The sequence below is a fragment of the Streptomyces soli genome (genome assembly GCF_003999195.1).
In the GTDB taxonomy this organism is placed as follows: Bacteria; Actinomycetota; Actinomycetes; order Streptomycetales; family Streptomycetaceae; genus Actinacidiphila; species Actinacidiphila soli.
Genome location: NZ_RJVR01000141.1, coordinates 1 through 26,833, shown reverse-complemented (window position 1 = coordinate 26,833; position 26,833 = coordinate 1). Strand labels below are relative to the sequence as shown.

Sequence of the window (26,833 nt, the reverse complement as noted above, 5' to 3'; positions counted from 1 at the left end):
CCTTGATGATCGTCCGGGAGCCCATCAGCGCCCCCGACCGCGGCTACGCCGGCGGACTGGACGCTGAGCACCGAGACGGCCTAGGGCGTGCCGGTAGCGATCTTCTCCGTTGCGTGCATCGCATGCCGTGAGGAGTCGGAGGCTACGGACAACGAGCGGTTGCCGGTGGAGGTCTGGGCGCTCAAGCACACCGGTCTGAACCCGATGCACCGTCAGTACCAGCAGAAGGGATTCGGAACGCCTGCGGGCCGCCGAGAGCGGTGACCCGGACGTCCTACGGGCCTCGATCGAGAAGCTCACCACCGAGGTCGCCGCACGCCGCGCCGCCCTGTCCCGGCCCCACATGACCTGCGCCCTGTTCTGGCCCGAGGAAGAGTTCACCAAACTCCTGACCCAGTGGCCTGCGCTGGAAGACGCCTACGGTGCTGATCACCACGAGCACACCCGCCGCGTCGAGGAGATCCTGCGCCGCCTGTCCGAGGAAGGCGAACCGCATCTGGGCGTCGTGCAGGGCAGCGTGAGCGACTTCGAGGAATTCACCCGTGAGGAGGCCCTCTCCCCACAGGACGGGGACACCCGGGCCGAATACGCCGCCGACCTCGCCGCCCGGGGCCAGGCCCAGGTAGGAACTTACGTCGACGTGGACTTGGCCGACGGCTTCATCCCCGCGGACGTCGATGACACCTTCGAACAGCGGCTTGAGATGGTCACGGACACCGTCGCGCGGTTCGCCGTGTCGTTCGCTTGGCTGTCGGGCCGCGTACCCGGTTCCCGGCGGGTGCTGCCGTGTCGGTACCACCGACATCGCCCGTCTCACGGGGTCGCTGCGGGCCTGACCGTCCGCGGCTGGGCCGGCTGAGCTCAGGCGGACTCCTCGATTTCGAGCTGAGCCGCTCGCAGGCGTGGCCGCCCTGACGGACCGGCCGGTGCCGACCTCGGCTCGGCCGCCGGTGGGTGCAGCGGCAGCACCATCCGGAGCAACGAGCCGCCCGGCGGCTCGGACAGCACGGTGAGGCCACCGCCATGACCCTCGACGATGGCGCGCACGATCGCCAGGCCGAGCCCGGTGCCGGGGCGACCCGACGATTGCGGTTGGCCGCTCCCGTCGTCGGCCTGCGACCGGGCGAAGCCGATGCCCGCGTCCTCCACGTCGACCACGGCACCGTTGCGGGTCGCGCGACAGCGCAGCGCGATGGCGTTCCCGTCCACGGTGAACTTCACGGCGTTCTCCACCAGGGCGTCGAGGGCAGCCTCAAGCCGGGACTCGTCACCTTCGACCAGGACGGAGGGCGCGTCCAGGAGCCAGCCACGGTCCGAGGCCGGCCGCCACCGCTGGACCGTCCGCTGCAGGAGAGAGCCGAGGTCGACGGGGCCCCAATCGAACTCGGTGGACTCGTAGGCGTCGGCCAGGACGAGGAGACGCCCGGCGAGGCCGGCGAGCTTGTCCAGCTCGTCCACCACGACGTCGAGGTCGTCCTTGCTCTGCGAGGTCGGCAGTTCGTTGCGGACCATCTCTGCGTAGCAGCGGGCCACCGTGATCGGCGTGCGCATCTCGTGTGAGCAGTTGCGGACGAACAGCTCCTGGACCCCCTGCGCGCGACGCTCGCGCTCGACAAGGCTCTGAGTCTCCGCGAGGGCAGCAGTCCGCCGGCGTACGTGCCAGACCATGGTGAGGAACACCAGCGCCATCAGCGGCACCTCGGCGAGCTCGTCCCAGTGGGCGTAGCCCTGCGCTACGAACCCGCTCAGCGCAGCACCCGTGACCAGGATGACCACGGTCAGCACGACGGACGTGCGACGGGCCGACCAGCTCTGGACGCCGTAGACGATGGACATGCTGATCCACACCAGGTGGAACGTCACGGTCTCGAGGTCGGGTACGACGAACAGCAGCAGCTGGCTGCACGCGGCGAACAGCGCCCAGCCGACGAAGACGAGACGGCGGCGCTCAGCCGGCACTGAACGCGTATCCGACATTGCGCACCGTCTCGATGACCGGCCGGGGCACCTTGCCGCGGATCCGGCGGACCGTCACGTCGACCACGTTGCTCCCGAGGTCGTCGGCGTAGCCCCAGACGCTCGCGAGGAGCTCACGTCGGCTGCACACCTCCCCCGCTCGCCGCATGAGGTGGCCGAGCAGCATGAACTCGCGGTGCGACAGGGGCACGTTGCTCCCGTCGAGGCTGAGCGCCTGCCGCTGGAGATCGAGGGTGACCTTCCCGACGTGAAGCCACCGCTGGGAAGTGCTGGTGGAGGGCGCACGGAGCCTGGTGCGGACACGCTCCACCAGCTCCGCTGACGCGAAGGGCTTGCCGAGGAAGTCGACGGCCCCGATCTGCAGGCAACGGACCCGGGTGGCGACGTCCATGACGGCGGACAGGACGAAGAACCGCTGGTCGGGTTGCCGGTCGAAGGCCCGCTGCATCACCTCGAAACCGTCGAACCCCGGCAGCATGAGGTCGAGCACGACCAGGTCGAACTCGCCGTCTCGCAGGCGGTGTACGGCGTCCGGGCCGGACCCCGTGCGCTCGACGACGTGACCGTCCGCTTCCAGCGTGCGCGTGAGGTAGGCGCGCAGCCGCGCCTCGTCCTCGACGACCAACAGCCGAGCCATGATGGTACTACCTCCCCCGGCCGCGCATCCGACAGCGCCCCCTGGGCTGTCATCTGCGGTTGTCCCCAGGCCTTTATAAGTGCCGCCCCCGGCGTTCCGCAGGCGAGCTCAAAAAAGTGTCGGGATCGACCCGGTTTGGAGCCCGCCGAAGCCGACCGAGGTGACGTTGCATGAGTAGTCCTGTACGTCGGCCAACGACGCGTTGGGTGCGCCGACGTCCCGCGCAGTCCGGCCTCGCGACGCCCCGTCATGATATCTCCATGACATCTGCATGACATCTGCATGAGAGGCGCGTCATCTTTGCCCATGCACTCGGCGGCCGGCCGCAGAGTTGTCGCGCGGCCCCCGCAGGTCGCGCCGCCGGCCGGTGGCAAGGGCTCGTGCCCTCGTTCTCGCCGCCTCCCGGTGGGTCAAGGGGGCCAGACCCGAGCGCGCGGGCGGCGGCGGGTCACCAAGGGGAGGGGAAGGCGTGTCCAAACATGCAACTAGACCGTTGAGGAAGCCGGGATGGCGCACCGTCGCGCTGACCGGCGGGGCGGCGTTGGCGATCTTGATGGGTCTGTCGCCCTTGATGGGTCTGCCGCTGTTGCCGGTCCAGCAGGCGCAGGCGGCTGCCGCCAGTGGGCCGAGCAGCCCGACGGACGAGACGAAGGTCCCGCACTACTTCGGCCCGTGGCCGAACTGGGCCAACAGCCCGCTGACCCTGTCGAAGGCCAGTGTGACCATCACGTCCACCGCTGACGGCGCCGGGACCGGCGCCGAGGCGACGGCCACAGTGGACCCGCAGACCGGCGGCATCGCCAGCATCGACGTGACCGCCCCAGGGCACGACTACGTCGCCGGCGCGACGTCGGTCACCATCGACGGTGGCACGACGGCAGCGACCGCGGAGGCCACCGTCCAGTCGACCGGGGCCGTGATCGGCCTCAAGGTCAGCGCGGGCGGCGGCGGCTACGGCGGCTTCGCGGTCGACATCACCGGCGACGGTAGCGGCGCTGCCGCAACGGCCTCCGGTGGGGTGGACGCCGTGACGATCACCGACGGCGGGTCTGGCTACACCATGCCGACGGTGGACTTCGACCTCCCCGACGACCCGAACGGCGCAGTGGCCAAGGGTCACGTCGACCCGGCCGATCTCGCTGCCGACGGCAGCGTCACGAAGGTGACCGTCGACGATCCCGGCAGCGGTTACACCAGCGCACCCGGCGTCGCGATCCACAACGGGACGTTGTCCGACCCGATCCCCGGCGCGACGGAGGCGAAGGTCTCCAGCAGCCTGAAGCTGGTGGCGCTCACCGTGGACACGATCGGCTCCGGTTACACCGGAACGCCCGATGTCACCATCACCGACCCGACGGGCAAGGGAGGCGCCGGGGCAGCGGCAAACGCCGTGACGGACGCCGGCGCGATCAGTGGAATCAAGGTCATCAACCCGGGGGCCGGCTACCTCTCGGTCGGGATGAAGAAGTTCCAGGACGAGCTGCCGATCACCTGCGACCCCGGGGCGGACGGCACGGGTTGTCCTGACGTCGCGCAGCTGCAGGCACCGTCGACGAAGCCGTCGGAGAAGTTCATCCCCGTGGGTGTGCCAGAGCCTGTCACCACCAGCGGCAAGCCGGCCGACGAGTACGTCATCGGTCTCGTGCAGTACCTCACCCGGTTCTCCTCGGACCTGCCGCCGACCCTGGTGCGGGGCTACGTCCAGCTGTCGACGGACGCAGTGCCAGGGCGGCGGGTCCCGCTCTACAACGAGCTGATGGACGGCACCAGGCAACCGCTGCCGTACACGGGCGTGACCTCACCGCAGTGGATGGGCCCCCTCATCGCCGCGACCAAGGACCGGCCGGTGCGGATCGTGTTCCGGAACCTGCTCCCGAAGGGCGCCGACGGTGACCTGTTCCTGCCGGTCGACAGCACCGGCATGGGCTCCGGCATGGGCCCGATGACGATGCCCGCACCGAAGAACGACGGCACCGTCATGGACGACGTGCGCAACCCGATGTGCACGAACGACAAGACCGGCTGCTTCACGGACAACCGGGCCACGTTGCACCTGCACGGCGGCATCACGCCGTGGATCAGCGACGGCACCCCGCACCAGTGGATCACCCCGGCCGGCGAGACCACGGACTGGCCGCAGGGTGTCAGCGTGCAGAACGTGCCGGACATGGTGGACGGCTCCGGGGCGACGCTCTGCGCCGCGAAGGACGACGGCTGCTCGACGTTCTACTACACCAACCAGCAGAGCGCCCGGCTGATGTTCTACCACGACCACTCCTACGGCATCACCCGGCTGAACGTGTACGCCGGCGAGGCTGCGGGCTACACCATCACCGACGACACGGAGAAGGCGCTGGTCAACAGCGGCACGATTCCCGACGCGAGTGACACCATCCCGCTGCTCGTCCAGGACCGCACGTTCGTGCCGGACGACTCGCAGCTCAAGGACCAGAAGGACGCCAACGGCAAGATCATCTCCTACGGTCAGGACCCCACCTGGAACACGGAGCGCTGGGGCACCAAGGGCAGCTTCTGGTACCAGCACGTCTACATGCCCGCGCAGAACCCGGGCGACCCGTCGGGCATGAGCGCGTACGGGCGCTGGATGTACGGGCCGTGGTTCTGGCCGCCGGCCGGCGACACCAAGTACGGGCCGATCGCCAACCCGTACTACGACCCGAAGTGCAAGCTGGACGACCCGTCGACCTGGCAGTACCAGACCGACCCGTACTGCGAGCCGGAGCAGATCCCCGGCACGCCGAACATCTCGATGGGCATGGAGCAGTTCAACGACACACCCATCGTCAACGGGGTTGCCTACCCGAAGGTGACGCTTCAGCCGAAGACCTACCGGATGCGGCTGCTCAACGCCGCGGACGACCGGTTCTTCAACTTCCAGTGGTACACCGCCGACCCGAAGCAGGGCGACGGCACGACCGAGGTGGCGCTGAAGCCGAGCGAGCTGGCGGCCGCGCAGACCGACCCGAACGTGTCGCCCACCCCGGTGGACGCGAACAACGACGCCGCCGGGCCGGACTGGATCCAGATCGCCAACGAGGGTGGCTTCCTGCCGGCGCCGGCCGTCATCGACGGTCAGCAGCCGACTACCTGGATCACCGACCCGACGCGCTTCGACGTCGGCAACGTGGACAAGCACTCGCTGGCTCTCGCGCCGGCCGAGCGGGCCGACGTGCTGGTGGACTTCTCGAAGTTCGCCGGCAAGACGCTCATCCTGTACAACGACGCTCCCGCGGCCTACCCGGCACGCGTCTCGTCGTACGACTACTACACGGGTGCACCCGACCTCAGCCCGGTCGGCGCACCGAAGATTCTGCCGGGTTACGGGCCCAACACCCGTACCGTGATGCAGGTGACCATCGCGGACACGACGCCGGCTCCGGCGTTCGACCTGACAAAGCTGCGTTCCGCCTTCAAGCACCATGCAGACGGCTCCGGCGTCTTCGAGTCCGGGCAGAACCCGACGATCGTCGGACAGGCGGCCTACAACTCGGCGTACGGCAAGAGCTTTGCCGCCAGCAGCAACTGCAATGTCAAGAACACGTCCGTGAACACCTGTGACGGCTTGGTCCGTGTGAACGACACATCGACCTTCGGCTTCAACACGCTCAAGGCACCTACCACCAAGATGACGATGCCGCTGCAGCCGAAGGCCATCCACGACGAGATGAACGCGACGACGTTCGACGACTTCGGCCGGATGCAAGCCAACCTCGGCGTCGAGGCGCAGCCACCGACGCCGGGGGCGCAGAACGTGACGTTGTACCCGTACATCAACCCGCCGACCGAGCTGATCGACGGCACCGACCTGCCCAAGGGCGATGTGAAGGTGACGCCTATCAGCACCAACGCGGACGGGACACAGATCTGGCGGTTCACCCACAACGGGGTGGACACACACCCGATCCACTTCCACCTGTACGACGTCCAAGTCCTCAACCGGGTGACCTGGGACAACATCATCATCCCGCCGGACGCCAACGAGCTGGGGTGGAAGGACACGGTGCGGATGAGTCCGCTGGAGGACACGATCGTCGCGCTGCGGCCGATCGTGCCGACGGTGCCGTTCGAGGTGCCCAACTCCGTCCGGCCGCTCGACCCGGCGATGCCACTCGGTGACACGTCGATGTTCAACAACGTCGATCCGCAGGGCGACCCGACGGCAGCCATCACCAACAAGCTGGTGAACTTCGGCTGGGAGTACGTCATCCACTGCCACATCCTCAGCCATGAGGAGATGGACATGATGCGTCCCGAGTCGCTGGCGCTGCCGCCGTTGAAGGCAAGCGGGCTCTCGTCAGCCGTCGTGGGCACGGGCAACAGCGCCCGGATCCGGCTGGCGTGGCAGGACAACTCGATCAACGAGACATCCTTCGTCGTCCAGCGGACAAGCGACGGCACCACATGGGTCGACGTCGGCACAGTCGACTCGCCGCTGGGTCAGCCGAACATCCACCAGGCCCGCACCTTCGTCGACCCGACGGCATCGGTGACCACGCCGTACCTCTACCGGGTCGTCGCGCTCAACACGGTCGGATACGGCAGCGAGTTCCCGAGCATGACGGTGAAGTCGGTATCGGACCCGCTTGGCGTCAACGTTCCGCTGTCTCCGACTGGCCTGACCGCTGCGTTGCAGACCGGGCCGAAGGCCAGCCTCACCTGGCAGGACAAGGCGACCAACGAGTCCGGGTTCGTCGTCGAGCGGTCCACGGACAATGGCGTGACGTTCAGCCAGGTCGGCACGGCCCCGGCCCGCAACAAAACCGGAACGGTCACGTTCGTGGACGGCACCGTCGCTCTGGGGTCGACCTACCAGTACCGGGTCTCGGCGGTGAACGCCGCCGGGCGCAGCACGACGCCTCCCATCACGGTCCAGGTGTCGGCCCCGTCGGTGCCGGCAGGCCTGGGAGGAACCGCTACCCGGATCGGCAGCAGCGAGAGGATGACGATGGCCTGGAGCGGTGTCTCCAACGCGTCCAGCTACGCCGTCCGGTGGAGCAGCACCAGCGCCTTCACCACGGTGGCCGGGACGTCGCCCACGATTCCCGCCGGCACGCTGACCTACACGACGGGCAACGTCGCTCGCCAGGTCTGGTACATGGAGGTCCGAGCGACCAACGTGCTCGGGAGCTCAGCGTGGTCATCCCCGGTCCAGGTGGCCGCAGCACCGTGATGCCGGGAAGGAAGGACGTCGGCCGCTCCAGAGTGTGACCACGCACGACAGGAGGGCGGGCGCCCCGCACGCCCTCCTGGCCCGCCCCGCACGCCCTCCTGGCCCGCCCCGCGGGGACCGCGGGCCGGGCCGCTCCCTCCGGACCCCAGCCACACCGCCGGCGCCGCCCACCCCCATCGGCGCCGGCGGTGTGCTGCGCTCCGGAGGCCGCAGGTGCTGAGCACCGGCCACGCCGGTTGACGGCGGTGCACGGGATGGCGGGTTCAGCGCCATCTGCGTAAACGCGGTGCCGCAAGGGCCTCTCACCTCGGGGTCGGCAGACCATGCGACTGTCTGTCAAGTACAGCAAGTTGAAGTTGAGGCGGCCTGAGCAGACGCAGGTGGTGGACAGGCACTGGCTGTCGGCGAGCTCGCCGTGGGGGTCGGCGCTGGGGCGTTCAGGTTGGTGGTGTCGACGGTCTTGCTGTGTTGGGCATGGACGAGAGGGGGCGGGCGGTGGGGGGCGCATCCCCCGTGAGAGCTACAGGAGTCGTCCGCGCGCGGGTGATTCGCGGACGTCGCCGGATTCCTAGCGTGGTCGGTGGGTCGCCGCCCGTGCGACCGATGTCCAGGGGAGGCCACGATGAGCACGACGTCCACCGCACACCACGACGCAGGCCCCGACCACCGGCCGAAGGGCTCCGGCCCGGGCGGCGGCCGGGTCGGCCGGATCGTCCGCTCTCCGCTGGGCTGGATGCTGACGGGCCTGGTCGGCGTCGGCGTGGTCTTGGGGTGCGACCGCGAACGGACCCGGCCCGTTGCCGCAGTTGGGCGCGGCCGGCGCGGTGGCCGTGTACTGGGCGGTCATGCGCTACCTCGCGCGGCGGCCCATGCCGGAGATCGCCCGGCGCCCGGCTGCGCGCGAGGCGCTGCTGGGCGGCGGGATCGGCCTGGGGTTCGTCCTGGTCTCCGCCCTCGTTATCACGGTGCTCGGGGGCTATTCGTTGTCCTGGGCGGGCCATACCCTTGTGCCGATCGTGGCGTCCGCGGCCACCGTTGCGGCGGGCGCGGCGGGCGCGGAGGAGCTGATGTTCCGCGGTCTGGCCCTGCAAGCCCTGGAACGGCTCTGCGGTGGCCGCGCCGCCCTCGTGATCACCGCGCTGTTCTTCGGCGGCGTACACCTGGCCAACCCCGACGCCACCGCGTGGAGTGCACTGGCGATCGCCCTCGAGGCGGGCGTCCTGCTCGGCGCCGCATGTGGTTCGTCGTGGGTCTGCACTTCGCCTGGAACACCACCGAGCAGTTGCTCGGCATCCCGGTCTCCGGTCACACAGCCGCGGGCCTGCTGACCGCGGACGTCGACGGCCCGGCCCTGCTGACCGGCGGGAGCTTCGGCCTGGAGGCGTCGATCGTGCCCGTCGTCATCAGTGTGCTGCTCGCCGCCCCTATGCTCGTCCTCGCCCACCGGCGCGGCGGTCTCCTGCCCAGGCAGCGCACACGCCGCTGAGCCCGGCTGACTGGAGGAGACGGAAGTGATGGTCCCGCAGGCGCCCTGGAGGACTCCGCTCCTGCGGGCGCCGCTCGACTGGTGGGAAGAGCGGGACGCCTCCGTCAAGGACGGCGTCCTCGCGCTGGTGCTCACCCTGCTGGCCTTCGTACCGACCCTGTCGAACATCGGGGCACAGCTCGGCGACCTTCCCGAGCGGCCGGCGGACGCGCTGAGCGTCGGGCTGACCCTGGCGCAGACCCTGCCGCTGGCGGTCCGCCGACAGAGGCCCGCCCTCTGTCTGCCGGTCGTCGGCGCCGCGTTCGCGGTGCACCAGGCACTGGGCTGCCCGACGACCTTCGGGAGCGTGGGCCTCTATCTGGCCCTGTACTCCGCCGGGGCCCACCAGGTCTCCTACCGCCGCACTCTCGCTACGGCGGCGAGTGCGGGCTACGTCGTACTGGCCCTCGTCCTGCACAGCCTGGGCTCACCGCAGCGATTCGGGGACTATCTCGCCTTCTACCTGAGCCTGGCCGTGTTCTGGCTGGCAGGCAGTGCCATGCGAAGGTGGCGGGCGCAGGAGGCCGAGCGGCGGCGGCTGGCCGCCGAGGTGGCCACGGCCGCCGAGCGGGCACGTATCGCGCGGGAGCTGCACGACGTGGTCACCCATCATGTGACGGCCATGGTGGTCCAGGCCGACGCGGCGCAGTTCCTGCTCACCTCCGCGCCGGAGCGTGCCGGCGAAGGACTCGCGGCCGTCAGCGACACCGGCCGTCGGGCGCTGACGGAACTGCGGCACCTGCTCGGCGTGCTGGAGGCGACCGGCGAATCGGCAGCCGCGGACCCGGCCCGCGCGGACCGCGCGCCCACCCTGGGGAAGGTGGGGGACCTGGTCGAACAGGCCCGGCTCTCGGGTCAGCCCGTCGACTTCACCGAGCACGGCGTGAGACGGCCACGGACAGTGGACGTGGAGCTGGCCGCCTACCGCGTGGTACAGGAGACGCTCACCAATGCGATGAAGTACGCGGCCGGGCAGCGGACGGTGGTCCTGGTCCGGCACGGCCAGGAGCACGTCGAGACCGAGGTGACCACCGACGGACCCGCCCCCTCCTCACCGGCCGCGCCGGCGGCGCGGACACCGGGGCCTGCGGGCGGACGAGGGCTGAGCGGGCTGCGTGAACGGGTCCGGATCCTCGATGGTGAACTGGTGGCCGGCCCCCGTCCCGACGGCGGGTTCAGTGTCCGCGCCGTGATTCCGTCCGCGCCCGTTCAGGAGTGACCCCGTGAGCGACTCCCCGCCGCCGATCCGGGTGCTCGTCTGCGACGACCAGGCACTGGTGCGTACCGGCTACGTCACCATCTTCTCCGCGCAGCCCGACATGGAGGTCGTCGGTGAGGCCGAGAACGGGCACGAGGCGGTGGAAGCCGCGCAGCGGCTGCGCCCCGACGTGGCCGTGATGGACATCCGGATGCCCCTGATCGACGGCATCGAGGCGACCCGGCGGCTCGCCGGTCCCGACGTCGAGGCACCGCCGAGGGTACTGGTCGTCACCACGTTCAACGTCGACGCCTACGTTCACGACGCGCTGCGGGCCGGAGCGAGCGGCTTCCTCCTCAAGGACGCACCGCCTGCGGAACTGGTGGGCGGCATCCGGACGGTGGCCCGGGACGAAGCGCTGCTGGCACCCGCCGTCACCCGCCAACTCATCGGCCACTTCGCCGAACGGCTGCGTCCGGCGGACACCTCCCGGCCGGCCAGAGAAAACCTCGTCCGGTCACTGACCCGCCGCGAACTGGAGGTGCTCCACCTGATCGCGGAGGGCCTGTCGAACGCGGAGGGCGCGACCGGTGTCGTGCGGGCCCAAGCCGAGTACACGATTGTGCCCAGTAACACCCTGGCCCACGCGCCGACCGGCATCGACGCCGTGCACGCGTCCGGCGACGTGGCGTCTCAGTTCTTCTGGTCGCCGCATGCGACAGCCGTGTGCTCGGACCAGATGTGACTGAGCACGCCAGTTGGCCACTCAGAGCATCGCAGCTTGCCACACGGCCGTCTCGCCCTGTACGCCGAGGCTAGTACGCGGGGTTACTCCCGCTGGCAGACGTCCTCGCCGCTCCCGCCCGGCACGGTGTTTCAGGTGAAACTAAGCCGCCCCGCACGCCGGGCTTCCCTCGTCGTCCATGTGGCCGCCTCCGCAAGCTGGCTCGGGCTCACGCTCGGGCTGCTCGCACTCGGGGTCACCGCGACCACCACCGGGTCCGCAAGGACCGTGGAGGCCTCCGTCCGAGCCATGAAGCTCTTCGCCGACTGGCTCCTGCTCCCCGTCGCGTTCCTCACCCTCCTCAGCGGCCTGGTGCTGTCCCTGGGCACCCCGTGGGGACTGGCGAGACACCGATGGGTCTACACGAAGTTCTGGCTGACCCTGGCCACGACCACCGCCACGGTCTTCGCGCTGCGCCCTGGGGTGAACTCCGCGGTCACCGCCGTCGCCGCGGGCGAACCACTGCCCGACGCCGGTGACGTCTTGTTCGGGCCGATCGTCTCTCTGTCCGCCTACGTCTTCATGACCGTGATCTCGATCCTCAAACCCTGGGGGCTGACACTGCGCGGTCGAAAACTGCGTGCGTCGGCGTGCAAACCGGTGGACTCTGGACGCGCCCGACAAACATCCTGACCTGCACAAATGTCGTGTCGGTGATCGTGCGCAGTACCACTGACAGCTCCAGCTTGCCGCTGATCGCCATCACGGCGTCCAGCAGCTCCGGCATCCGGTGGTGGAGCTTGGCTTCCTGCGTCAGCCGAGTCTCGACCTGCGACAGCTGCTCGTCGGAGCAAGGCACGTCCGGCCTGCGAGTCTCTGCCATCAGACGCCCTTCCTATCTGCCCTGCCCGTCGCCCCCGCCCAGCCGATCGACGCTGTCCTTACGCGTGCCCCTACATCCATCGTCCCTCGAAATCCGGGGGCGGCCACGGCCGTCACACGTGCCTGCGGTGGCCCCAGTGCTGTCGGTTCTCATCAACATTTCGCGGCGCGGTGATCGACAAGTGCTGGTCAAACTCGTCAACAAGTGGTGCCCGTTCCCACCTACGAAGCCACCCCCGCCGAGATCCGCGCCCGGACCATCGCGGCTGGGGCATCGGCATCGATGCCCCGTCCCTCCTGGGCGGCGACGACTTCGCCGAGCCCTTCGACCTGTGCGACCCCACGTGGATCAGTGACGGCACCTTGCTTGGCATGCTCCGCGAAGCCGTCCAGCACCACGACACCTGGCTCTTACTGCAACTCAGCCACGACCGGCAGCAGTTCCGCCTGACGACCCAGTAAGCCGCCCGCCGCCACGCGGCCCCGCCCCACGGAATCCAACCGGCGGCGGAACCGCGCCCAGGCCCCCGAGGGGACGAGCCGGAGGAAAGCGCACAGGCGGGGGCCGGACGACCCGCCCCCGCCTCTCCCCCGGCTCACCCGCCGGCACCCGGACCACGACTCACCCCACGAGAGGCCAGCGTGATCACCACGCGCGTTTCGTACAACGAGGAACGAACCTATGCAGCCCAGGTACACCCGACGAACCGATGGAACGATTGGGTCTCCCCGAGCTTCACTCTCGACACCGTGCGGCAGCTGGCCGCCGACACCCAGGCCGACGCCGCCAAGTACGGACATGACGCCGTCGATACCATCCACGTCATTGAGGGCGGCACGGACACGGAGGGCGAGCCCCGCGCGATCGTGCTGCACATCCGATGGGCCCACCACGGGCAGAGCCCGAAGCAAGGAGCCGCCATCGGGCACCCGGGCAAGGACGGCCGGTACTACATCGGCGGTTGGGAATGGACCTGGTACATGATCGAGGACGAGGGCGACGCCGCGTAGCGGCTCAGGGACGCCCCGCTGGAGCAGCGAAGGGCCGGACGCGGTAATCCGCGTCAGGCCCTTGTGCGCTTGTGCGGCGGTCCGGCGGCCGTCCGCCGAAGCGGGCCGCTTGCGCGGTTGGCCCAACCGCCGGACCTTCCCAAACCGACAACCCAGCGAGGAGACCGAAGAACGGTTCCGCGCGAGAGCCGCGATGTCTCTCCAGCATAGCGGCCAGCCATGATCGGGCCGCGCAAAGCGCAGTGAATTCCCCCGCCAGCCATTAAGAGATGATAGAATTCTTCATGTCATAAGGAGTTGGCCCCCGGACGGCGCCCAGGCCTAGACCCAGCGAAGGGGCAACGCGTGACGACACAGGAGACGCAGGACCGGGACCGCGCACTCATGGCCGAAGTGGGCCTTACCGAAAACCACATGACCGAGTGCATGGGCCCGGTCGTCGAGCAGGCCCGCCGCATGGCCGAAGACCACGAGCGCGACTGCGAAGAGTTCTTCCTGTCCCTGGACGAAGAACTGTTCGGCCCCCTGGCCCTTGGATACCTGGTTGCCCAGCGTGCGGGGTACACCGGCACCGGGCTGCGACAGACGGCCGCCCGGATCACGGCGTACGCGCTGACCCGTGCCGACCGGCAGGACCTGATCCCGCTTGCCGCCGCCCTGGGCCGACTCTTCGCCTAGACAGGTCCGTCGGGCGGGGCCCCGCTTCAACAGCCCCCGCCCGACGCCCAGGGCCTCTCCCCCGTGTGCCCGCCCGCCGCCATGCGCGGCCGCCGGCATACCCGCCGTACGTACCCGAGGGCCGAGCCATGCCGCCTGTCACCGTCCGTTCCCTGCGCCTGTTCGTGCTGCGCCTGTCGGTCACCGACGACGCAGGCACCCGACGCGGCGCCAGGCCACCGGCGAGATCGGCGCTATCGTCAGCACCTTCGCCGCCCGGGGATGGCTCCTGCATGGCTTCGGAGTCAAAAGCGCCGGCATCACCACGTACGGGCACCTACTGGCCCCCGCCGACTCTTTGGCATGGTCCACCGGAGCCCGCCGCGCGCCCCGCATGGTGCTCGCGGTGCCAGGCCTCGGCCTGATCGGGCTCAACGACTCGCTGCTGCGCGGACCAGTGGCCCGCCAGGACGGCCGGCCGCCGAAGGTCCGTGTGCAGCTACTCGACCCCGCACCGCCCGCGCTGGCGCTGCGCGCCGCCGAGATCGGCGAGTCCCCCGAGTCCCTCGCCGGCGGGGTTCGCCTGGCCGAAGCCATGCTGCGGGTGTCTTCTTCTTGCGTGAGCGTCGAGGCGCTGGCGGACCGCTGGTCCGTACTGGACCGAGACGCGGTCGGCAAGACTGTATGCGCCGAACTCGACCTGCCCGGCGCCGCGTTGGCCGAGCGCCCGCGAACCGAGGAGGCACCGTAACCCTCCGCTTCCCGGCTGGCTCGGCCGGGACTGAGTTCGGCGGTTCTCTCCCTCATCGCCGGAGCGCCGGGGCCCCGCGCCGACCCAACACGGCAGCGGGGCCCCGGTGTTGTACCGGAAGGGAGCAGTCAGCTCGCGATATGCGGCAGCAGCGTCTCCGTGTACTGCCAGAGCAGCGTGGAGTCGTGGGCCTGGAAAGCCGCCCCGTTCCAGTAGGTGTGGCGGCGGCCCTGGAGCGCGTACAGGTCGCGGTAGAAGCCGCCAGCGATGTCGGACGCACTGACGGTCAGCTCGTACGGGGCGTGGCTGGCGTACGTCTTGAACACCGGCTGGGTGGCGGGCAGGGTGCCCGCGGCCTGGAGGCGGGCGGAGGTCGGCGAGGATGTTCGCCCGGACCCGGGGGCCGGTGAGCGGGGCGGCGCTGCCGTACTTCATGTCGTGCAGGCCGGGCACGCTGCTCGGGGAGAGCGCGTAGACGGCGGGCAGCGGCGGCAGGTTCCACGGGGTGTCGGCGCCGGTGTTGGACACCGTCAAGTCGGCGGGGACGCCGGGGAGTTCGAGTAAGGCGGTGTAGTAGTTGCCGTGCTGGAAGCGGCTGAAGAGTGCGCGCTCGCGGGCGTCGGTGTCGAACGCGGTGAGGTTGGACAGTAGCGGCGGGGCGGTGATGACGAGCTTTCCGGCCCGGATGGTGCGCGGGCCGGTGGGCGTGTTGACGCGCAGCAGTACGCCGCTGCTGCCGTCGCGTTCGGTGCTCCTGACGGTCGTGCTGAGCAGTACGTCCTCGCCGAGGTGGGCGGTGGCCTGCTCGTACAGCGCGCTGTTGTTGCGGCCCTCGGTGGTCAGGAAGGAGCCGGTCAGAATGCCGGTGACGACGCCGAGGCCGAAGTACTTCAGCACGTAGACGGCGGGGAGCTGGTCGATGTTGTTGAAGCCCTGGCCGAAGCTGAACGCGATCTGGGCGATCGACCCGAGGCCGTATTGGGTGACGAAGGCGCCCCAGGGCAGTAGGAGTTCGGCCGGTACGGGGTCGGGCAGGTCGTAGCCGTCGGTCAGGTACGGGTACTGCTGGAGGATGCCGTAGTACGTGCCGAGCGCGGTGGGCACGGGCGGGACGTAGCCGTCGACGGGGAGGCCGGTGCGGAAGTCGGCGTAGATCGCCCCCGAACCGCCCCCGCCGAGTTCGCCCGCGGGGATCAGCGGGACGCCGAACCGGCCGAAGTAGTCGCGCACGATGGGCTGGTCGTGGAAGACGGTGACGCCGATGTCGGTCGTCAGGCCGGTCTCCGGATCGTGGTACGTCTCGCAGTGGCCGCCGAGCCGGTCCTTGCCTTCGACCAGCACAACGCTCTTGCCCAAGTCCTGCAGTCGTAAGGCGGTGTACGTGCCCGAGGACCCGCCACCGATCACGCACACGTCCCGCTCGATCACGCTCCCGTGTCCCCTGGCGGTGCCCGACGCGGCTATCGCCACCCCGGGCCGCAGTCCCGCCGCGACTGCGATTCCCGCCCCCACCATTGCCTTCACTGCCTGCTTACGTGTCAGCTCCACAGTTACCCCTCCGACGTTCACGAGATGCCATGAGGATTAGACCTCTCCCCCGCCCCGCACCACCACCCCACCGCCCGGCACACTTCCCGCACTGTCAGACCGGTGTGGGGAGGTCGTTTGCGTCGAACGGTTCGGTGATGGGGGGCCGCTTCGAACGCGGTCAGCTCGTCGAGAGGCCAGAGGTCGTAGCCGCCTGATCTAGCGCTGAACTGCGAATGACACGTCCAGCGAGGTCAGACGCCGACGACGAGGTCGCTCGCTCACGGACCGCCTGCGATGCAGATCGATCCCCACGTACTGATGTCCGTCGTACTCGCTCACCAGGAGCCTCCTTCGCCATGAGGGAGTGGGCACCTGGGACCTACTCGAGACGCCCATGGGGCGGCAACCCCGCCCCTTCATCGCGTCAAAACGATTGGCTCGGAGGCTGGAGATCCCAGTCGAGCTCCCACAGTCGTAAAGTCTGGTCGCCGTCGGCAGTCAAGGCGAAGTTCACATCGGTGGTGATCGCCAGCCCTGCCGTGTTGCGCCGTTGGCCGTCCAGGGTTCCCAGGCAACGGCCGGTGGCGACCTCCCACACGCGGACGGCGGACTCCACTCCGCACGAGACCGCGAACCGTCCGTCGCCGCTGAGCCGGAGCTCGGACGCGCCGGTCGGCTGTGGATCGAAGACTCGTACGCAGTCACCGCTCGCGGTGTCCCACATCCGGATCCGGTTCTGCGTCCGCTCCGGGTCCGACGGGTGCTCCCGGCGCAGGACGTCCCGGGAGCACCCGGCCAGAAGGGAACGCTCGTCAGGGCTCAGACCCTCTTCCCCACCTGGGGCGAAATGCGCGAGTACGCCGAACCCGACCCGGCCGGCCATACTCGGGAGCTGGGGGGCGGCCTTCAGATGATCTTGCGGATGGCCGACTCGAACCCTGCCACATGGCCGGCGGCGAGGTCGGCGGCCATGTTCGCGTCCCCGTCGACGACCGCGCGCAGTAGGGCGCCGTGCTCGCCCACATGGCCGGCAAGCCCCGGCAGGCGATCCACGAACAGGCACCAGATGCGCGTCGCCAGATTGTCGTACTGAATCAGAGTGTCCTCGAGATAGGGGTTGTGGGCCGCGGCGTAAATGGCGCGGTGCACACGCATGTCGAGGCCGATGAGTTCGCGCACGTCATTGGACGCATCCGAGTCGAGTTCCGCGAGCAGGGCCTCCAGATCGGCGCGGTCGCTCCGGGTCATGCGACGGGCCGCGCTGGCCGCAGCCAGGGGCTCGAGCTGCTGGCGGACCTCGGAGATGTGCCCGAGGTCGGTGATGTGGACCTCTGTGGCGAAGGTGCCGCGTCGCGGATACGCGACGACGAGACGGTCCGACTCGAGCCGCTTGAGCGCCTCCCGCACGGGCGTGCGGCCCAGGCCGAGCTCGTTCGCCACCTGCTCGTCATTGATCGGCGACCCCGGACGGATCTGCAGGGTCACCAACCAGTCACAGATGATGTGGTACGCCTGTTCGGCCAGTGATCGCCGATCCTTCTCGGTAGCGGTCGACATGATCCGCCGGGCACCTCCCTGGTCGCGGCCCAGTTTAAGGCCCACTGCAACATGGTCTAATATATCAGTTCTAGTGGATCCGGATATTAAGAGGACTGATGAGCATCGACCTCGAGGACGAGCCCAGGGCAGTGTCGGCCGACCGGTCCCTCCGTTGCCCGGCCGCCCGGTCGGCCACCCAGGAAACAGGCACGCGATGAGTACTTCGACGTCCGTAGTCGGCGCGTCACCGGCAGATGGCCTACCTGACCACCCTGCCTTCCTGTGGCGCAATCCAGCTCCCAAGCCCTCCTACGATGTGGTGATCGTTGGAGGTGGCGGTCACGGCCTGGCGACCGCGTACTACCTGGCGAAGAACCACGGCATCACCAATGTTGCGGTGCTGGAGAAGGGCTGGCTGGCCGGCGGCAACATGGCCCGCAACACCACGATCATCCGGTCGAACTACCTGTGGGATGAGAGTTCGGGGATTTACGAGCACTCGCTCAAGCTCTGGGAGGGACTCGAAGAGGATCTGGACTATCCGATCCTGTTCAGCCAGCGCGGCGTGCTGAACCTGGCGCACGGTCTGCAGGACGTCCGTGACAGCAGGCGGCGGGTATACGCCAACCAGCTCAACGGCATCGACGCGGAGTGGCTGGAACCCGAGGACGTCGCGAAGGTCTGCCCGATCGTCAACATCTCTCCGGATATCCGCTACCCGGTACTCGGAGCGACCTACCAGCCGCGTGCGGGCATCGCCAAACACGACTACGTCGCCTGGGGTTTCGCCCGCCGTGCCGATGAATACGGGATCGACCTGATCCAGAACTGCGAGGTCACCGGTCTCGACGTCGCGGGGGACCGGGTCGTGGGTGTGCAGACCACTCGCGGCAGGATCGCTGCCGGGAAGGTGGCGCTGTCTGCTGCCGGCCACTCGTCCGTCCTGGCCGGTATGGCGGGTCTGCGGCTGCCGATCCAGAGCCATCCGCTACAGGCACTGGTCTCGGAGCTGCTGGAGCCGGTGCACCCCACAGTGGTGATGTCCAACGCCGTGCACGTGTACGTCTCACAGGCACATAAGGGCGAACTGGTGATGGGCGCAGGCATCGACAGCTACAACGGATACGGCCAGCGCGGCGCGTTCCACATTATCGAGCGGCAAATGTCCGCCGCCCTGGAGCTGTTCCCAGTCTTCGCCCGCGCCCATCTGCTGCGCACGTGGGCCGGCATCGTCGACGTCACTCCGGACGCCTCTCCGATCGTGGGACTCACTCCCGTCGATGGCCTGTACCTCAACTGCGGCTGGGGCACCGGCGGGTTCAAGGCCACACCCGGCGTCGGTTGGTGCTTCGCACACACCGTCGCGCACGACGAGCCGCACCCCTACAACGCCCCGTTCACCCTGGACCGGTTCACCACCGGCGCGCTGGTCGACGAGCACGGCGCCGCCGGCGTCGCCCACTGAACACGGCCAGTTCCTACGAGGAGAGACGCGATGCAGCTGATTCCCTGCCCCTGGTGCGGTGACCGTGAAGAGGCCGAGTTCCACTACGGCGGCCAAGCCCACGTGGCCTATCCGGACGACCCACACGGCCTGTCCGACGCCCAATGGGCGCAGTTTGTGTTCTTCCGTGACAACCCCAAGGGCCCGTTCGCGGAACGCTGGATGCACGCCGCGGGCTGCCGACGGTGGTTCAACGCCGTCCGTGACACCGCCACGCACGACCTGCTCGCCGTATACCGCACCGGGCAGCAGCCACCACAATCCATCGCCCCGTCGACGGGACAGGACCAGGCGCAGGTGGCGACCGCATGACAGCGCAATTCCGGCTCGCCGATCGCGGCCGCATAGACCACGGCACCGAGTTGACCTTCACCTTCGACGGCACGCAGTACCACGGCCACCCCGGTGACACCCTGGCCTCGGCGCTGCTCGCCAACGGCGTGCACAACGTTGCGACCGGGATCAAGTACGGGCGACCCCGCGGCATCATGGCCGCCGGCGTCGAGGACCCGGGCGCCCTGGTACAGATCGAGGCGCCATTCCCCGAGCCCATGTTGACCGCGACAACCGTCGAGCTGTACGACGGCCTGGTCGCCCGCGGCCTGCGTGGGCAGGGCCGGCTGGGCGGCGCCCCGGACCCGGCCCGCTACGACTCGACGCACGCGCACTGCGATGTCCTGATCGTCGGAGCCGGGCCGTCCGGGCTCGTCGCGGCGCTCGCCGCCGCCAGAGCCGGAGCCCGCGTGGTACTCGTCGACGACCAGCCGCAGACGGGCGGGTCCCTCCTGGAAAGCACCGAAACCCTCGACGGCGCACCCGCCGCCGACTGGGCCACTCGGGTCACCGACGAACTCGCGACCTTTCCCGACGTCCGCGTGCTCACCCGCACGACGGCCTTCGGCCACTACGACGACGGGTTCGTGCTCGCGCTGGAGAAGCGAACCGATCACCTCGGGGCGTCCGCGCCCTCACACCTGTCGCGGCAGCGGATCTGGCGAATCCGCGCGAAGCAGGTCGTTGTCGCGACTGGAGCGCACGAACGCCCAGTGGTGTTCGCCGGCAACGACCGTCCGGGCATCATGCTGGCCGGCGCGGCACGCACCTACCTCAACCGCTACGGCGTGCTGGCCGGCCGCAGCATCGCGGTATTCACCACCAACGACAGCGCTTACAGCGCCGCGATCGAACTGGCCGACGCCGGTGCGAACATCGCGGCCGTCCTTGACGCCCGTGACGACGTGCCTGCTTCCCTCGTTGCCGAGTGTCTGCGGCGCCGCATCGAGGTGCAGCCGGGGCATGTGGTGACCGGTACCAGCGGCTACGACCGGATCACGCGTGTGCACGTCGCACCATTCATCGACGGTCGTCTCGGCCCGCGTCGGGCCGTCTCGGTCGACTTGTTGCTGGTCTCAGGCGGGTGGAACCCGGCGGCGCACCTGTTCAGCCAGGCGCGCGGCAAGCTCCGCTACGAGGAGGCTATAGGCGCCTTTCTTCCCGACGGCGCGCTGCCCGCCGTTCGGACGGCGGGTTCGGCCCGGGGGGTCTTCATGCTCGCCGACTGCCTCGCTGACGGCCAAGAGGCCGCGCGTCAGGCACTGGCCGCACTAGGCCGAGCCGCCGCGCCGGCGAGCCTGCCCGCCGCCGTCGAGCAGACCGATGGCCTGCCCGGCTGTGTGCTGTGGTCGGTGCCGGATCCGGATTCCGATCCCGGCGAGGGCGGCGCCGACGCGCGGTTCGTCGATCTGCAGCGCGACGCCACCGTGGCGGACGTACTGCGCGCCACTGGCGCCGGCCTTCGCTCCATGGAACACGTCAAGCGGTACACCACCATCGGCACCGCGCACGACCAGGGAAAGACGTCGGGTGTCATCGCCTCCGGCATCGTCGCGCAGGCGCTGGGGGTGGACATCGCCGACCTGGGCACGACCACCTTCCGGCCGCCGTACGCCCCCGTGGCCTTTGCCGCGCTGGCCGGCCGGGACCGGGGCGCGTTGTTCGACCCGGCACGGGTGACCGTGCTCCATGCGTGGCATGTCGAGCACGGCGCGGAGTTCGAGAACGTCGGCCAGTGGAAGCGCCCCTGGTACTACCCGCTGCCCGGCGAGGACATCGAGACGGCCGTCCTGCGTGAGTGCCGCACCGCCCGGGAGAGCGTCGCGCTGATGGACGGCTCGACGCTCGGCAAGATCACCGTTCAGGGTCCCGACGCCGGCGAGCTGCTCGACCGGATCTACACCAACCTGATGAGCAGTCTGAAGGTCGGCTCGGCACGCTACGGCCTCATGTGCGGCGTGGACGGCATGGTCATCGACGACGGCACTGTCATCCGCGTCGCCGACGAGGAATTCCTGCTCACCACGACCACCGGCAACGCCGCCAAGGTCCTGGAGTGGATGGAGGAATGGCTGCAGACGGAATGGCCCCAGCTGCGCGTCAGCCTGACCTCGGTCACCGAGCATTGGGTGACCATCCCGCTCGTGGGACCCCGCTCCCGTGACGTACTGGCCGCCGTCGCGCCCGGTCTGGACGTCAGCAACGCCGCCTTTCCGTTCATGACCTGGCGCGACGCGACCGTCGCCGGCGTCCCCGCCCGCATCTGCCGCATCAGCTTCTCCGGCGAGCTCGCCTACGAGGTGAACGTCGTGGCCTGGGACGGCGTGGCCGTGTGGGAGGCACTGATCGCGGCGGGCAAGCCCTACGGCATCACGCCCTACGGCACCGAGACGATGCACGTGCTGCGCGCCGAGAAGGGCTATCCGATCATCGGCCAGGACACCGATGGCACCGTCACGCCCCAAGACCTCGGCATGTCGTGGGTGGTGTCGAAGAAGAAGCCCGACTTCATCGGCAAGCGGTCCTTCGCCCGGCCGGAGAACACCAGGCCCGACCGCAAACAGCTCGTCGGACTCCTGCCGGTCGACCAGCACGTGCTGCTGCCCGAAGGCGCCCAGCTCATCACCACCGAAACGGTGCCCCCACCGCCGGTCCCGATGCTCGGCCACGTGACCTCGAGTTACCGCAGCGCGGCGCTGGACCGAACCTTCGCGCTCGCTCTCGTCCGGTCCGGCAGGGAGCGTATCGGCGAGACCCTGTACGTCCCCTTCGACGGCACCGTCGTGCCGGTGACGGTGACCGATCCCGTGCTTTACGACAAGGAGGGGACTCGCCGTGACGGTTGAGACATCCATCCGGCTCAGTCCGCTCGCCGACTGGGCAGCGGCGTTCGATCAGCTGCCTGCCGACATCCAGGTCCGGGAAATGCCCTTCCGCACCCAGCTGTCGCTGCGGCTCGACGCCGACGGCCCGGCCGCGGCATCGGTCGCGGAGGTCATCGGCGTCGCCTTGCCGACTGCGCCGTGCACCTTTGTGGGCACCGATGAGGTGGAGGCCCTCTGGCTGGGTCCGGACGAGTGGCTCCTCGTCGCACCGCCCGGAAGGCAGGCGCAACTCCAGGACGCCCTTCGGGCGGCAATTGGCGACGAATTCGGTACCGTCACCGACGTCTCGGCCCAGCGGACCACGCTCCGCGTGTCCGGCAGCCTCACGCGGGAGGTTCTCGCGCGCGGGTGCGCGATCGACCTGCACCCGCAGGTCAGCCCTGGCGGGACGTGCGTGCAGACCCAGCTCGCTCAGGCCGGCGTCGTCCTGCTGGTCCGCGACGACGCGGCCACCAGTGTCTGGTTGCTCATCCGTCCGTCCTTCGCGCCCTACGTCGCGTCCTGGCTGGTCGACGCATGCACCGAGTACCGGGAAGAGGCACCGTGACCATGACCCATCAGTTCGTCCTCACCTTGAGTTGCCCCGAGCGACCGGGAATCACCCACTCGGTGACGTCCTTCCTGGTCCGGAACGGCTGCGACATCAGCGAGCATCAGCAGTTCGACGATCAGGTGCACGGGCAACTGTTCCTGCGCACCAGCTTCACAACCCCGTCCCCGGATTTGGCACTCCAGCAGCTGCGCGACGCCTTCGGACCGGTCGCAGAGGCGTTCGGCATGCGCTGGCAGTTGCGCGACGCCGCTCACAGGCCGCGGGTCCTGATAATGGTGTCAAAGTTCGACCACTGCCTCGCCGACCTGCTCTACCGCTGGCGCAGCGAGACCTTGGACGCCGAACTTGCCCTGGTGGTGTCGAACCACCCCGACCTACGCCCGTTGGCGCTCGCGGCCGGGCTCGGATTCGAGCACGTCCCGGTGACCGCCGAGACCAAAGCACAGGCCGAGGGCAGGCTCCTCGAACTAGTCGACGAGCACCAGATCGACCTTGTGGTGCTGGCGCGCTACATGCAGGTCCTGTCCAACGACCTGTGCAAGCGCCTCGAGGGGCGCGCCATCAACATCCATCACTCCTTCCTGCCGAGCTTCGCCGGTGCGAAGCCCTACCACCAGGCCTACCACCGAGGGGTGAAGTTGGTCGGCGCGACCGCCCACTACGTCACCGCGGACCTGGACGAGGGCCCGATCATCGAGCAGGAAGTCATCCGGGTGGACCACCGCCTCTCCCCCGAACAACTCGTACTCGTCGGCCGGGACGCCGAACGACTCGCCCTTGCCCGGGCGGTCAACTGGCACTGCCAGAACCGGGTACTGCTACACGGCAATCGCACGGTCATCTTCAGCTGAGCCGCCGCACCGCCCCGAGCCCACTCACGACCAGCCCGCTCATCGGAATCCAGCCCAACGCTGCGCAGTTCACCGAGAGCTGCGCGTCGGACTTGCGGCCGCTCCCAAAGAGGGTGTGCACAGGCCGCGGCCGTCATCCGGGCGGCCGCGGCACCGACGGCAGCTTCCTCTCGGTGGAGTTCCCGGAGCTGCACGCCGATGTCCCCTCCGAGAGGGTCGAGTGGTCACCGGGAACGAGGTCTACGGCCAGGACCCCTCCTTACGCGCGAAGTTGGAGGCGCGTGAGGAGGGGTCCTGGCCGTCTCGTGTGCCCCCCAGATGTGCGGATCAACGCTGGTACCCGCTGGATGGCGGAGGAGGGGGCGTGTTCAAGCCGGGAAGGGCGGTCCGGACTGGGCCGCCCTTCCCGGCGTTCAGCGGCGGATGTTGATCATCTTCGGGTCGAACAGCGGTTCCTCGGCGACTGCGGCGGCGACGCGCTTCCCGAGGTAGTCGATCTCCACGGCGGTACCCGGAGTGCTCGCCTCACTGGGAAGCCAGGCGTAGGCGATGCCCTTGCCGATGGTGTATCCGTAGGCGGCGCTGGTGACGTAACCGGCCGGCAGTCCGCCGAGGTAAACGGCTTCCTTGCCGAGCACCACGTCGTCCGGGGAGTCGATGGTCAACGCGGTCAGCTTCGAGGACACCGCGTCCGGCGACTTGCCGGCCAGCGCGGCGCGCCCGAGGAAGTCACCGGCGTCCATCCGCACCGCGAATCCCAACCCGGACTCGTAGGGGTCGTGCTCGGTGGTCATGTCGACGCCGGACAGCCGGTAGCCCTTCTCCAAACGCAGGCTGTTGAACGCGCTGCGGCCCGCTGCGATCACCCCGAGGTTCTGTCCGGCCTGCCACAAGGTGTCCCACAGCCGAGTGCCGAACTCGGCCGATGTGTAGATCTCCCAACCGAGTTCGCCGACATAGGACAGCCGCAACGCGGTGATCGGCACGTTTCCCAGATACGCCTGCTTCGCTTTGAAGTATCCGAAACCCTTGTGTGAGAAGTCGGTGTCGACCAGGGGCTGCACGAGATCGCGGGCCAGCGGGCCCCATACCCCGACGCAGCAGGTGCCGCCGGTAATGTCGCGGATGTGCACCGAACCGTCCGTGGGCGCGTGCCGCAGCAGCCAGTCCGTGTCCAACGCAGAGTTCGCGCCGACCTGGAACCGGTTGTCGGCCAGTCGCGCCACGGTGAGGTCGCTGCGCACACCGCCGGACCGGTCCAACAACAGGGTGTAGACGACCGCGCCGACCGGCTTGTCCAGGTTGTTGGTGGTCATCCACTGCAGGAAGCCCAGCGCCCCCGGGCCGGAGATTTCCAGCCGCTTCAAGGGAGTCATGTCATACAGGGCGACTTTGTCCCGGGTGTGCACTGCCTCGGCACCGGCGATCGGCGACCAGTACCGAGCGGCCCAGTCGTTGCGGCCGGGTATCTCAAAGCCGTCCACCAGTCGCTCATTGGCGGCGAACCAATGGGGCCGCTCCCAACCGCCGCCTTCCAGGAAGTACGCGCCCAAGTCCCGCTGCAGGCCGTGGAACGGACTGGTCCGTAGCGGCCGCGGGCTCTCCATCGGCTGCAACGGGTGCATCACGTCGTAGATCTCGACGAAGTTCTGGCAGGAGCGCTCGTGCACATAGTCCGGCGCCAACTGGAAGTCCTCGAACCGGTTCACATCGCACTCGTGCACGTCGGTCTCCGGCTGACCGTCCACCAACCACTGCGCCACCGCCCGCGCCACACCGGCAGAATGTGTGACCCACACTGCCTCAGCCAGCCAGAACCCCTTGACGTGCCGGGATTCGCCGAGCAGCGGCATACCGTCGGCGGTGAAGGAGAAGATCCCGTTGAAGCCGTCCGCCACCTTCGTGCCGGCCAGCGCGGGCAGCAGGTCGACCGCGTCCTGCCAGCTCGGCTCGAAGTCCTCCGGGGTGAAGGCCAGCATGGAGGGCTGCTTGCCGGCATCCGGCCAGTTCGCCGAGGGGGCGAGTTCGTCCAGGCTCACCGGCATCGGGCGGTGAGCGTAGCTGCCGATACCGATCCGGTCTCCGTGCTCGCGGAAGTACAGGTCGGCATCCTGGTGCCGGAGGATCGGGCCGGCAGCCTCGGCGGCCTCGTCGATCGTGCCGACGAGCTGAGCCAGCGGCGTGGTCTTGACGTACTGGTGGGCCAGCGGCAGCAGTGGTACGGCCTGGCCGACCATGGCGCCGACCGCGGGGCCCCAGAAACCGGCGCAGGACACCACGATGTCCGCGTCCAGCCGTCCGGAGTCGGTGACCACGCCGGTGACCCGTCCACCGGCCTGCTCGACGTCGATCACCTTGACGTTGGGTACGAAGGTGGCGCCCCGCGCAATGGCCAGCCTGGCCTGCGCTTCGGCGGCGCGGACCGCCTTGGCCAAGCCATCGGTAGGCACGTAAAAGCCGCCCAACACTCGCTCACGGTCCAGCAGCGGATACCGCGCCGCGCATTCCTCCCGGTCCAGGAGCCGCGCCTCGACCCCCCATGATGCCGCCCAGCTCGCCTTTCGGTGCAGATCGGTCCACCGTTCCGAAGTGGTCGCCACCTCCAGGCCGCCGACCTGCTGGTAGCACCACTGTCCGTCCAGCGTCAGGCCGGAGAACTTCTCCACCGTGTAGCGGGCGAACTCGGTCATCGTCTTCGACGAATTGGTCTGGAAGACCAGACCAGGAGCATGCGAGGTGGACCCCCCCGTGGCGAACAGCGGGCCCTGGTCCAGCACGGTCACCGCGGTCCAGCCGCGCGCCGTCAGTTCCTCGGCGAGGGAGCATCCGACGATGCCGGCTCCGATGATTACGACACGAGGCTGGGTCGTCATGTGACCTTCCAAAAAAAGTGGCCGGATAGCCGATATCAAAACTGACTTTGCCTTACGACGATGTCGAAGGCGCAGCCATCCCCTGTCAAGGGCGATGGCACTGCTTGCCTAGTTGCCGGGACGCGCTACCCGGCGTCGGTCTCAAGAGTGGTGAGCGAGACCGAGCGCAGGTCCCGCTTCCGCGCCCACCGGACGGCCCATCCGATACCAAC

20 protein-coding genes and 2 pseudogenes are annotated in these 26,833 nt (G+C 69.0%); 16 read left to right on the top strand and 6 right to left on the bottom strand.

The features are described from left to right. The first annotated feature begins 87 nt into the window (after window positions 1-87). A complete protein-coding gene (locus tag EFK10_RS53780; RefSeq protein ID WP_456318724.1) occupies window positions 88-264 on the top strand; it encodes a DUF7848 domain-containing protein in 177 nt (58 codons plus the stop codon). A 79-nt stretch (window positions 265-343) separates the two neighbouring features. Beyond that, on the top strand, window positions 344-859 hold the full coding sequence (locus EFK10_RS12680) for a hypothetical protein (protein WP_127355816.1): 516 nt from the start codon (window positions 344-346) through the stop codon (window positions 857-859). Between the two features lie 2 nt (window positions 860-861). On the opposite strand, the gene EFK10_RS12675 is transcribed toward EFK10_RS12680, so the two are convergent. Together EFK10_RS12675 and EFK10_RS12670 are read right to left on the bottom strand one after the other, a co-directional pair. Next, window positions 862-1,959, bottom strand: a complete 1,098-nt coding sequence (locus EFK10_RS12675) for a sensor histidine kinase (protein ID WP_164835960.1) — start codon at window positions 1,957-1,959, stop codon at window positions 862-864. After that, window positions 1,949-2,614 (bottom strand): response regulator transcription factor, encoded by a 666-nt coding sequence (locus tag EFK10_RS12670; protein ID WP_127355814.1) that lies wholly within the window; start codon window positions 2,612-2,614, stop codon window positions 1,949-1,951. The genes EFK10_RS12675 and EFK10_RS12670 overlap by 11 nt, the downstream gene beginning before the upstream one ends. A gap of 469 nt (window positions 2,615-3,083) precedes the next feature. On the opposite strand from EFK10_RS12670, the gene EFK10_RS12665 reads away from it, so the two are divergent. The 10 genes and pseudogenes from EFK10_RS12665 to EFK10_RS53775 form a co-directional block, all read left to right on the top strand. Beyond that, on the top strand, window positions 3,084-7,805 hold the full coding sequence (locus EFK10_RS12665) for a multicopper oxidase domain-containing protein (RefSeq protein ID WP_206305424.1): 4,722 nt from the start codon (window positions 3,084-3,086) through the stop codon (window positions 7,803-7,805). A gap of 797 nt (window positions 7,806-8,602) precedes the next feature. Beyond that, window positions 8,603-9,133: a CPBP family intramembrane glutamic endopeptidase gene (locus EFK10_RS50025; protein WP_240677184.1), complete on the top strand. Its 531-nt coding sequence runs from the start codon at window positions 8,603-8,605 to the stop codon at window positions 9,131-9,133. Further along, entirely contained in the window at window positions 9,088-9,291 is a 204-nt protein-coding gene (locus tag EFK10_RS50020) for a hypothetical protein (protein WP_240677183.1), read from the top strand. The genes EFK10_RS50025 and EFK10_RS50020 overlap by 46 nt, the downstream gene beginning before the upstream one ends. A 28-nt stretch (window positions 9,292-9,319) precedes the next feature. Next, window positions 9,320-10,549: a sensor histidine kinase gene (locus EFK10_RS12655; RefSeq protein WP_206305425.1), complete on the top strand. Its 1,230-nt coding sequence runs from the start codon at window positions 9,320-9,322 to the stop codon at window positions 10,547-10,549. A 4-nt stretch (window positions 10,550-10,553) separates the two neighbouring features. Next, on the top strand, window positions 10,554-11,273 hold the full coding sequence (locus EFK10_RS12650; RefSeq protein WP_127355812.1) for a response regulator transcription factor: 720 nt from the start codon (window positions 10,554-10,556) through the stop codon (window positions 11,271-11,273). Window positions 11,274-11,408: 135 nt separating this feature from the next. Next, the gene (locus tag EFK10_RS12645) at window positions 11,409-11,945 is read left to right on the top strand and encodes a DUF2269 family protein (RefSeq protein ID WP_127355811.1); all 537 of its coding nucleotides are present in this window, start codon (window positions 11,409-11,411) and stop codon (window positions 11,943-11,945) included. Between the two features lie 360 nt (window positions 11,946-12,305). Beyond that, window positions 12,306-12,596 carry a hypothetical protein gene (locus tag EFK10_RS12640; protein ID WP_127355810.1) on the top strand — a complete coding sequence of 97 codons (291 nt, stop codon included), beginning with the start codon at window positions 12,306-12,308 and terminating at the stop codon, window positions 12,594-12,596. A 288-nt stretch (window positions 12,597-12,884) separates the two neighbouring features. Further along, window positions 12,885-13,145 (top strand): hypothetical protein, encoded by a 261-nt coding sequence (locus tag EFK10_RS12635; protein ID WP_127355809.1) that lies wholly within the window; start codon window positions 12,885-12,887, stop codon window positions 13,143-13,145. A gap of 345 nt (window positions 13,146-13,490) precedes the next feature. Further along, window positions 13,491-13,823 (top strand): hypothetical protein, encoded by a 333-nt coding sequence (locus tag EFK10_RS12630; RefSeq protein WP_127355808.1) that lies wholly within the window; start codon window positions 13,491-13,493, stop codon window positions 13,821-13,823. Then, a pseudogene (locus EFK10_RS53775) lies at window positions 13,792-14,178 on the top strand (deazapurine DNA modification protein DpdA family protein); the annotation flags it as partial. The gene EFK10_RS12630 and the pseudogene EFK10_RS53775, both read left to right, overlap by 32 nt. A gap of 123 nt (window positions 14,179-14,301) precedes the next feature. On the opposite strand, the gene EFK10_RS53220 reads toward EFK10_RS53775, so the two are convergent. The 3 genes from EFK10_RS53220 to EFK10_RS12610 form a co-directional block, all read right to left on the bottom strand. After that, window positions 14,302-16,101, bottom strand: a complete 1,800-nt coding sequence (locus EFK10_RS53220) for an FAD-dependent oxidoreductase (RefSeq protein WP_127355807.1) — start codon at window positions 16,099-16,101, stop codon at window positions 14,302-14,304. Between the two features lie 406 nt (window positions 16,102-16,507). Continuing rightward, complete coding sequence (locus tag EFK10_RS12615) at window positions 16,508-16,966, bottom strand: WD40 repeat domain-containing protein (RefSeq protein WP_127355806.1); 459 nt, start codon at window positions 16,964-16,966, stop codon at window positions 16,508-16,510. A gap of 23 nt (window positions 16,967-16,989) precedes the next feature. Continuing rightward, on the bottom strand, window positions 16,990-17,643 hold the full coding sequence (locus EFK10_RS12610) for a GntR family transcriptional regulator (RefSeq protein ID WP_407647065.1): 654 nt from the start codon (window positions 17,641-17,643) through the stop codon (window positions 16,990-16,992). A gap of 193 nt (window positions 17,644-17,836) precedes the next feature. Between EFK10_RS12610 and EFK10_RS12605 the strand changes: the two genes are divergently transcribed. The 4 genes and pseudogenes from EFK10_RS12605 to purU all read left to right on the top strand — a co-directional run bounded on the left by EFK10_RS12605 (window position 17,837) and on the right by purU (window position 23,748). Next, the gene (locus tag EFK10_RS12605; protein ID WP_127355805.1) at window positions 17,837-19,087 is read left to right on the top strand and encodes a sarcosine oxidase subunit beta family protein; all 1,251 of its coding nucleotides are present in this window, start codon (window positions 17,837-17,839) and stop codon (window positions 19,085-19,087) included. A 30-nt stretch (window positions 19,088-19,117) separates the two neighbouring features. Beyond that, window positions 19,118-22,305 (top strand): annotated as a pseudogene (locus EFK10_RS12595) (sarcosine oxidase subunit alpha family protein). After that, window positions 22,295-22,891 (top strand): sarcosine oxidase subunit gamma, encoded by a 597-nt coding sequence (locus EFK10_RS12590; RefSeq protein WP_240677182.1) that lies wholly within the window; start codon window positions 22,295-22,297, stop codon window positions 22,889-22,891. The pseudogene EFK10_RS12595 and the gene EFK10_RS12590 overlap by 11 nt, the downstream one beginning before the upstream one ends. 2 nt (window positions 22,892-22,893) lie before the next feature. Further along, a complete protein-coding gene (purU, locus tag EFK10_RS12585) occupies window positions 22,894-23,748 on the top strand; it encodes a formyltetrahydrofolate deformylase (protein WP_127355828.1) in 855 nt (284 codons plus the stop codon). 413 nt (window positions 23,749-24,161) lie between these two features. On the opposite strand, the gene EFK10_RS12580 is transcribed toward purU, so the two are convergent. Further along, window positions 24,162-26,621 carry a GcvT family protein gene (locus EFK10_RS12580; protein WP_127355802.1) on the bottom strand — a complete coding sequence of 820 codons (2,460 nt, stop codon included), beginning with the start codon at window positions 26,619-26,621 and terminating at the stop codon, window positions 24,162-24,164. Between the last annotated feature and the right edge of the window lie 212 nt (window positions 26,622-26,833).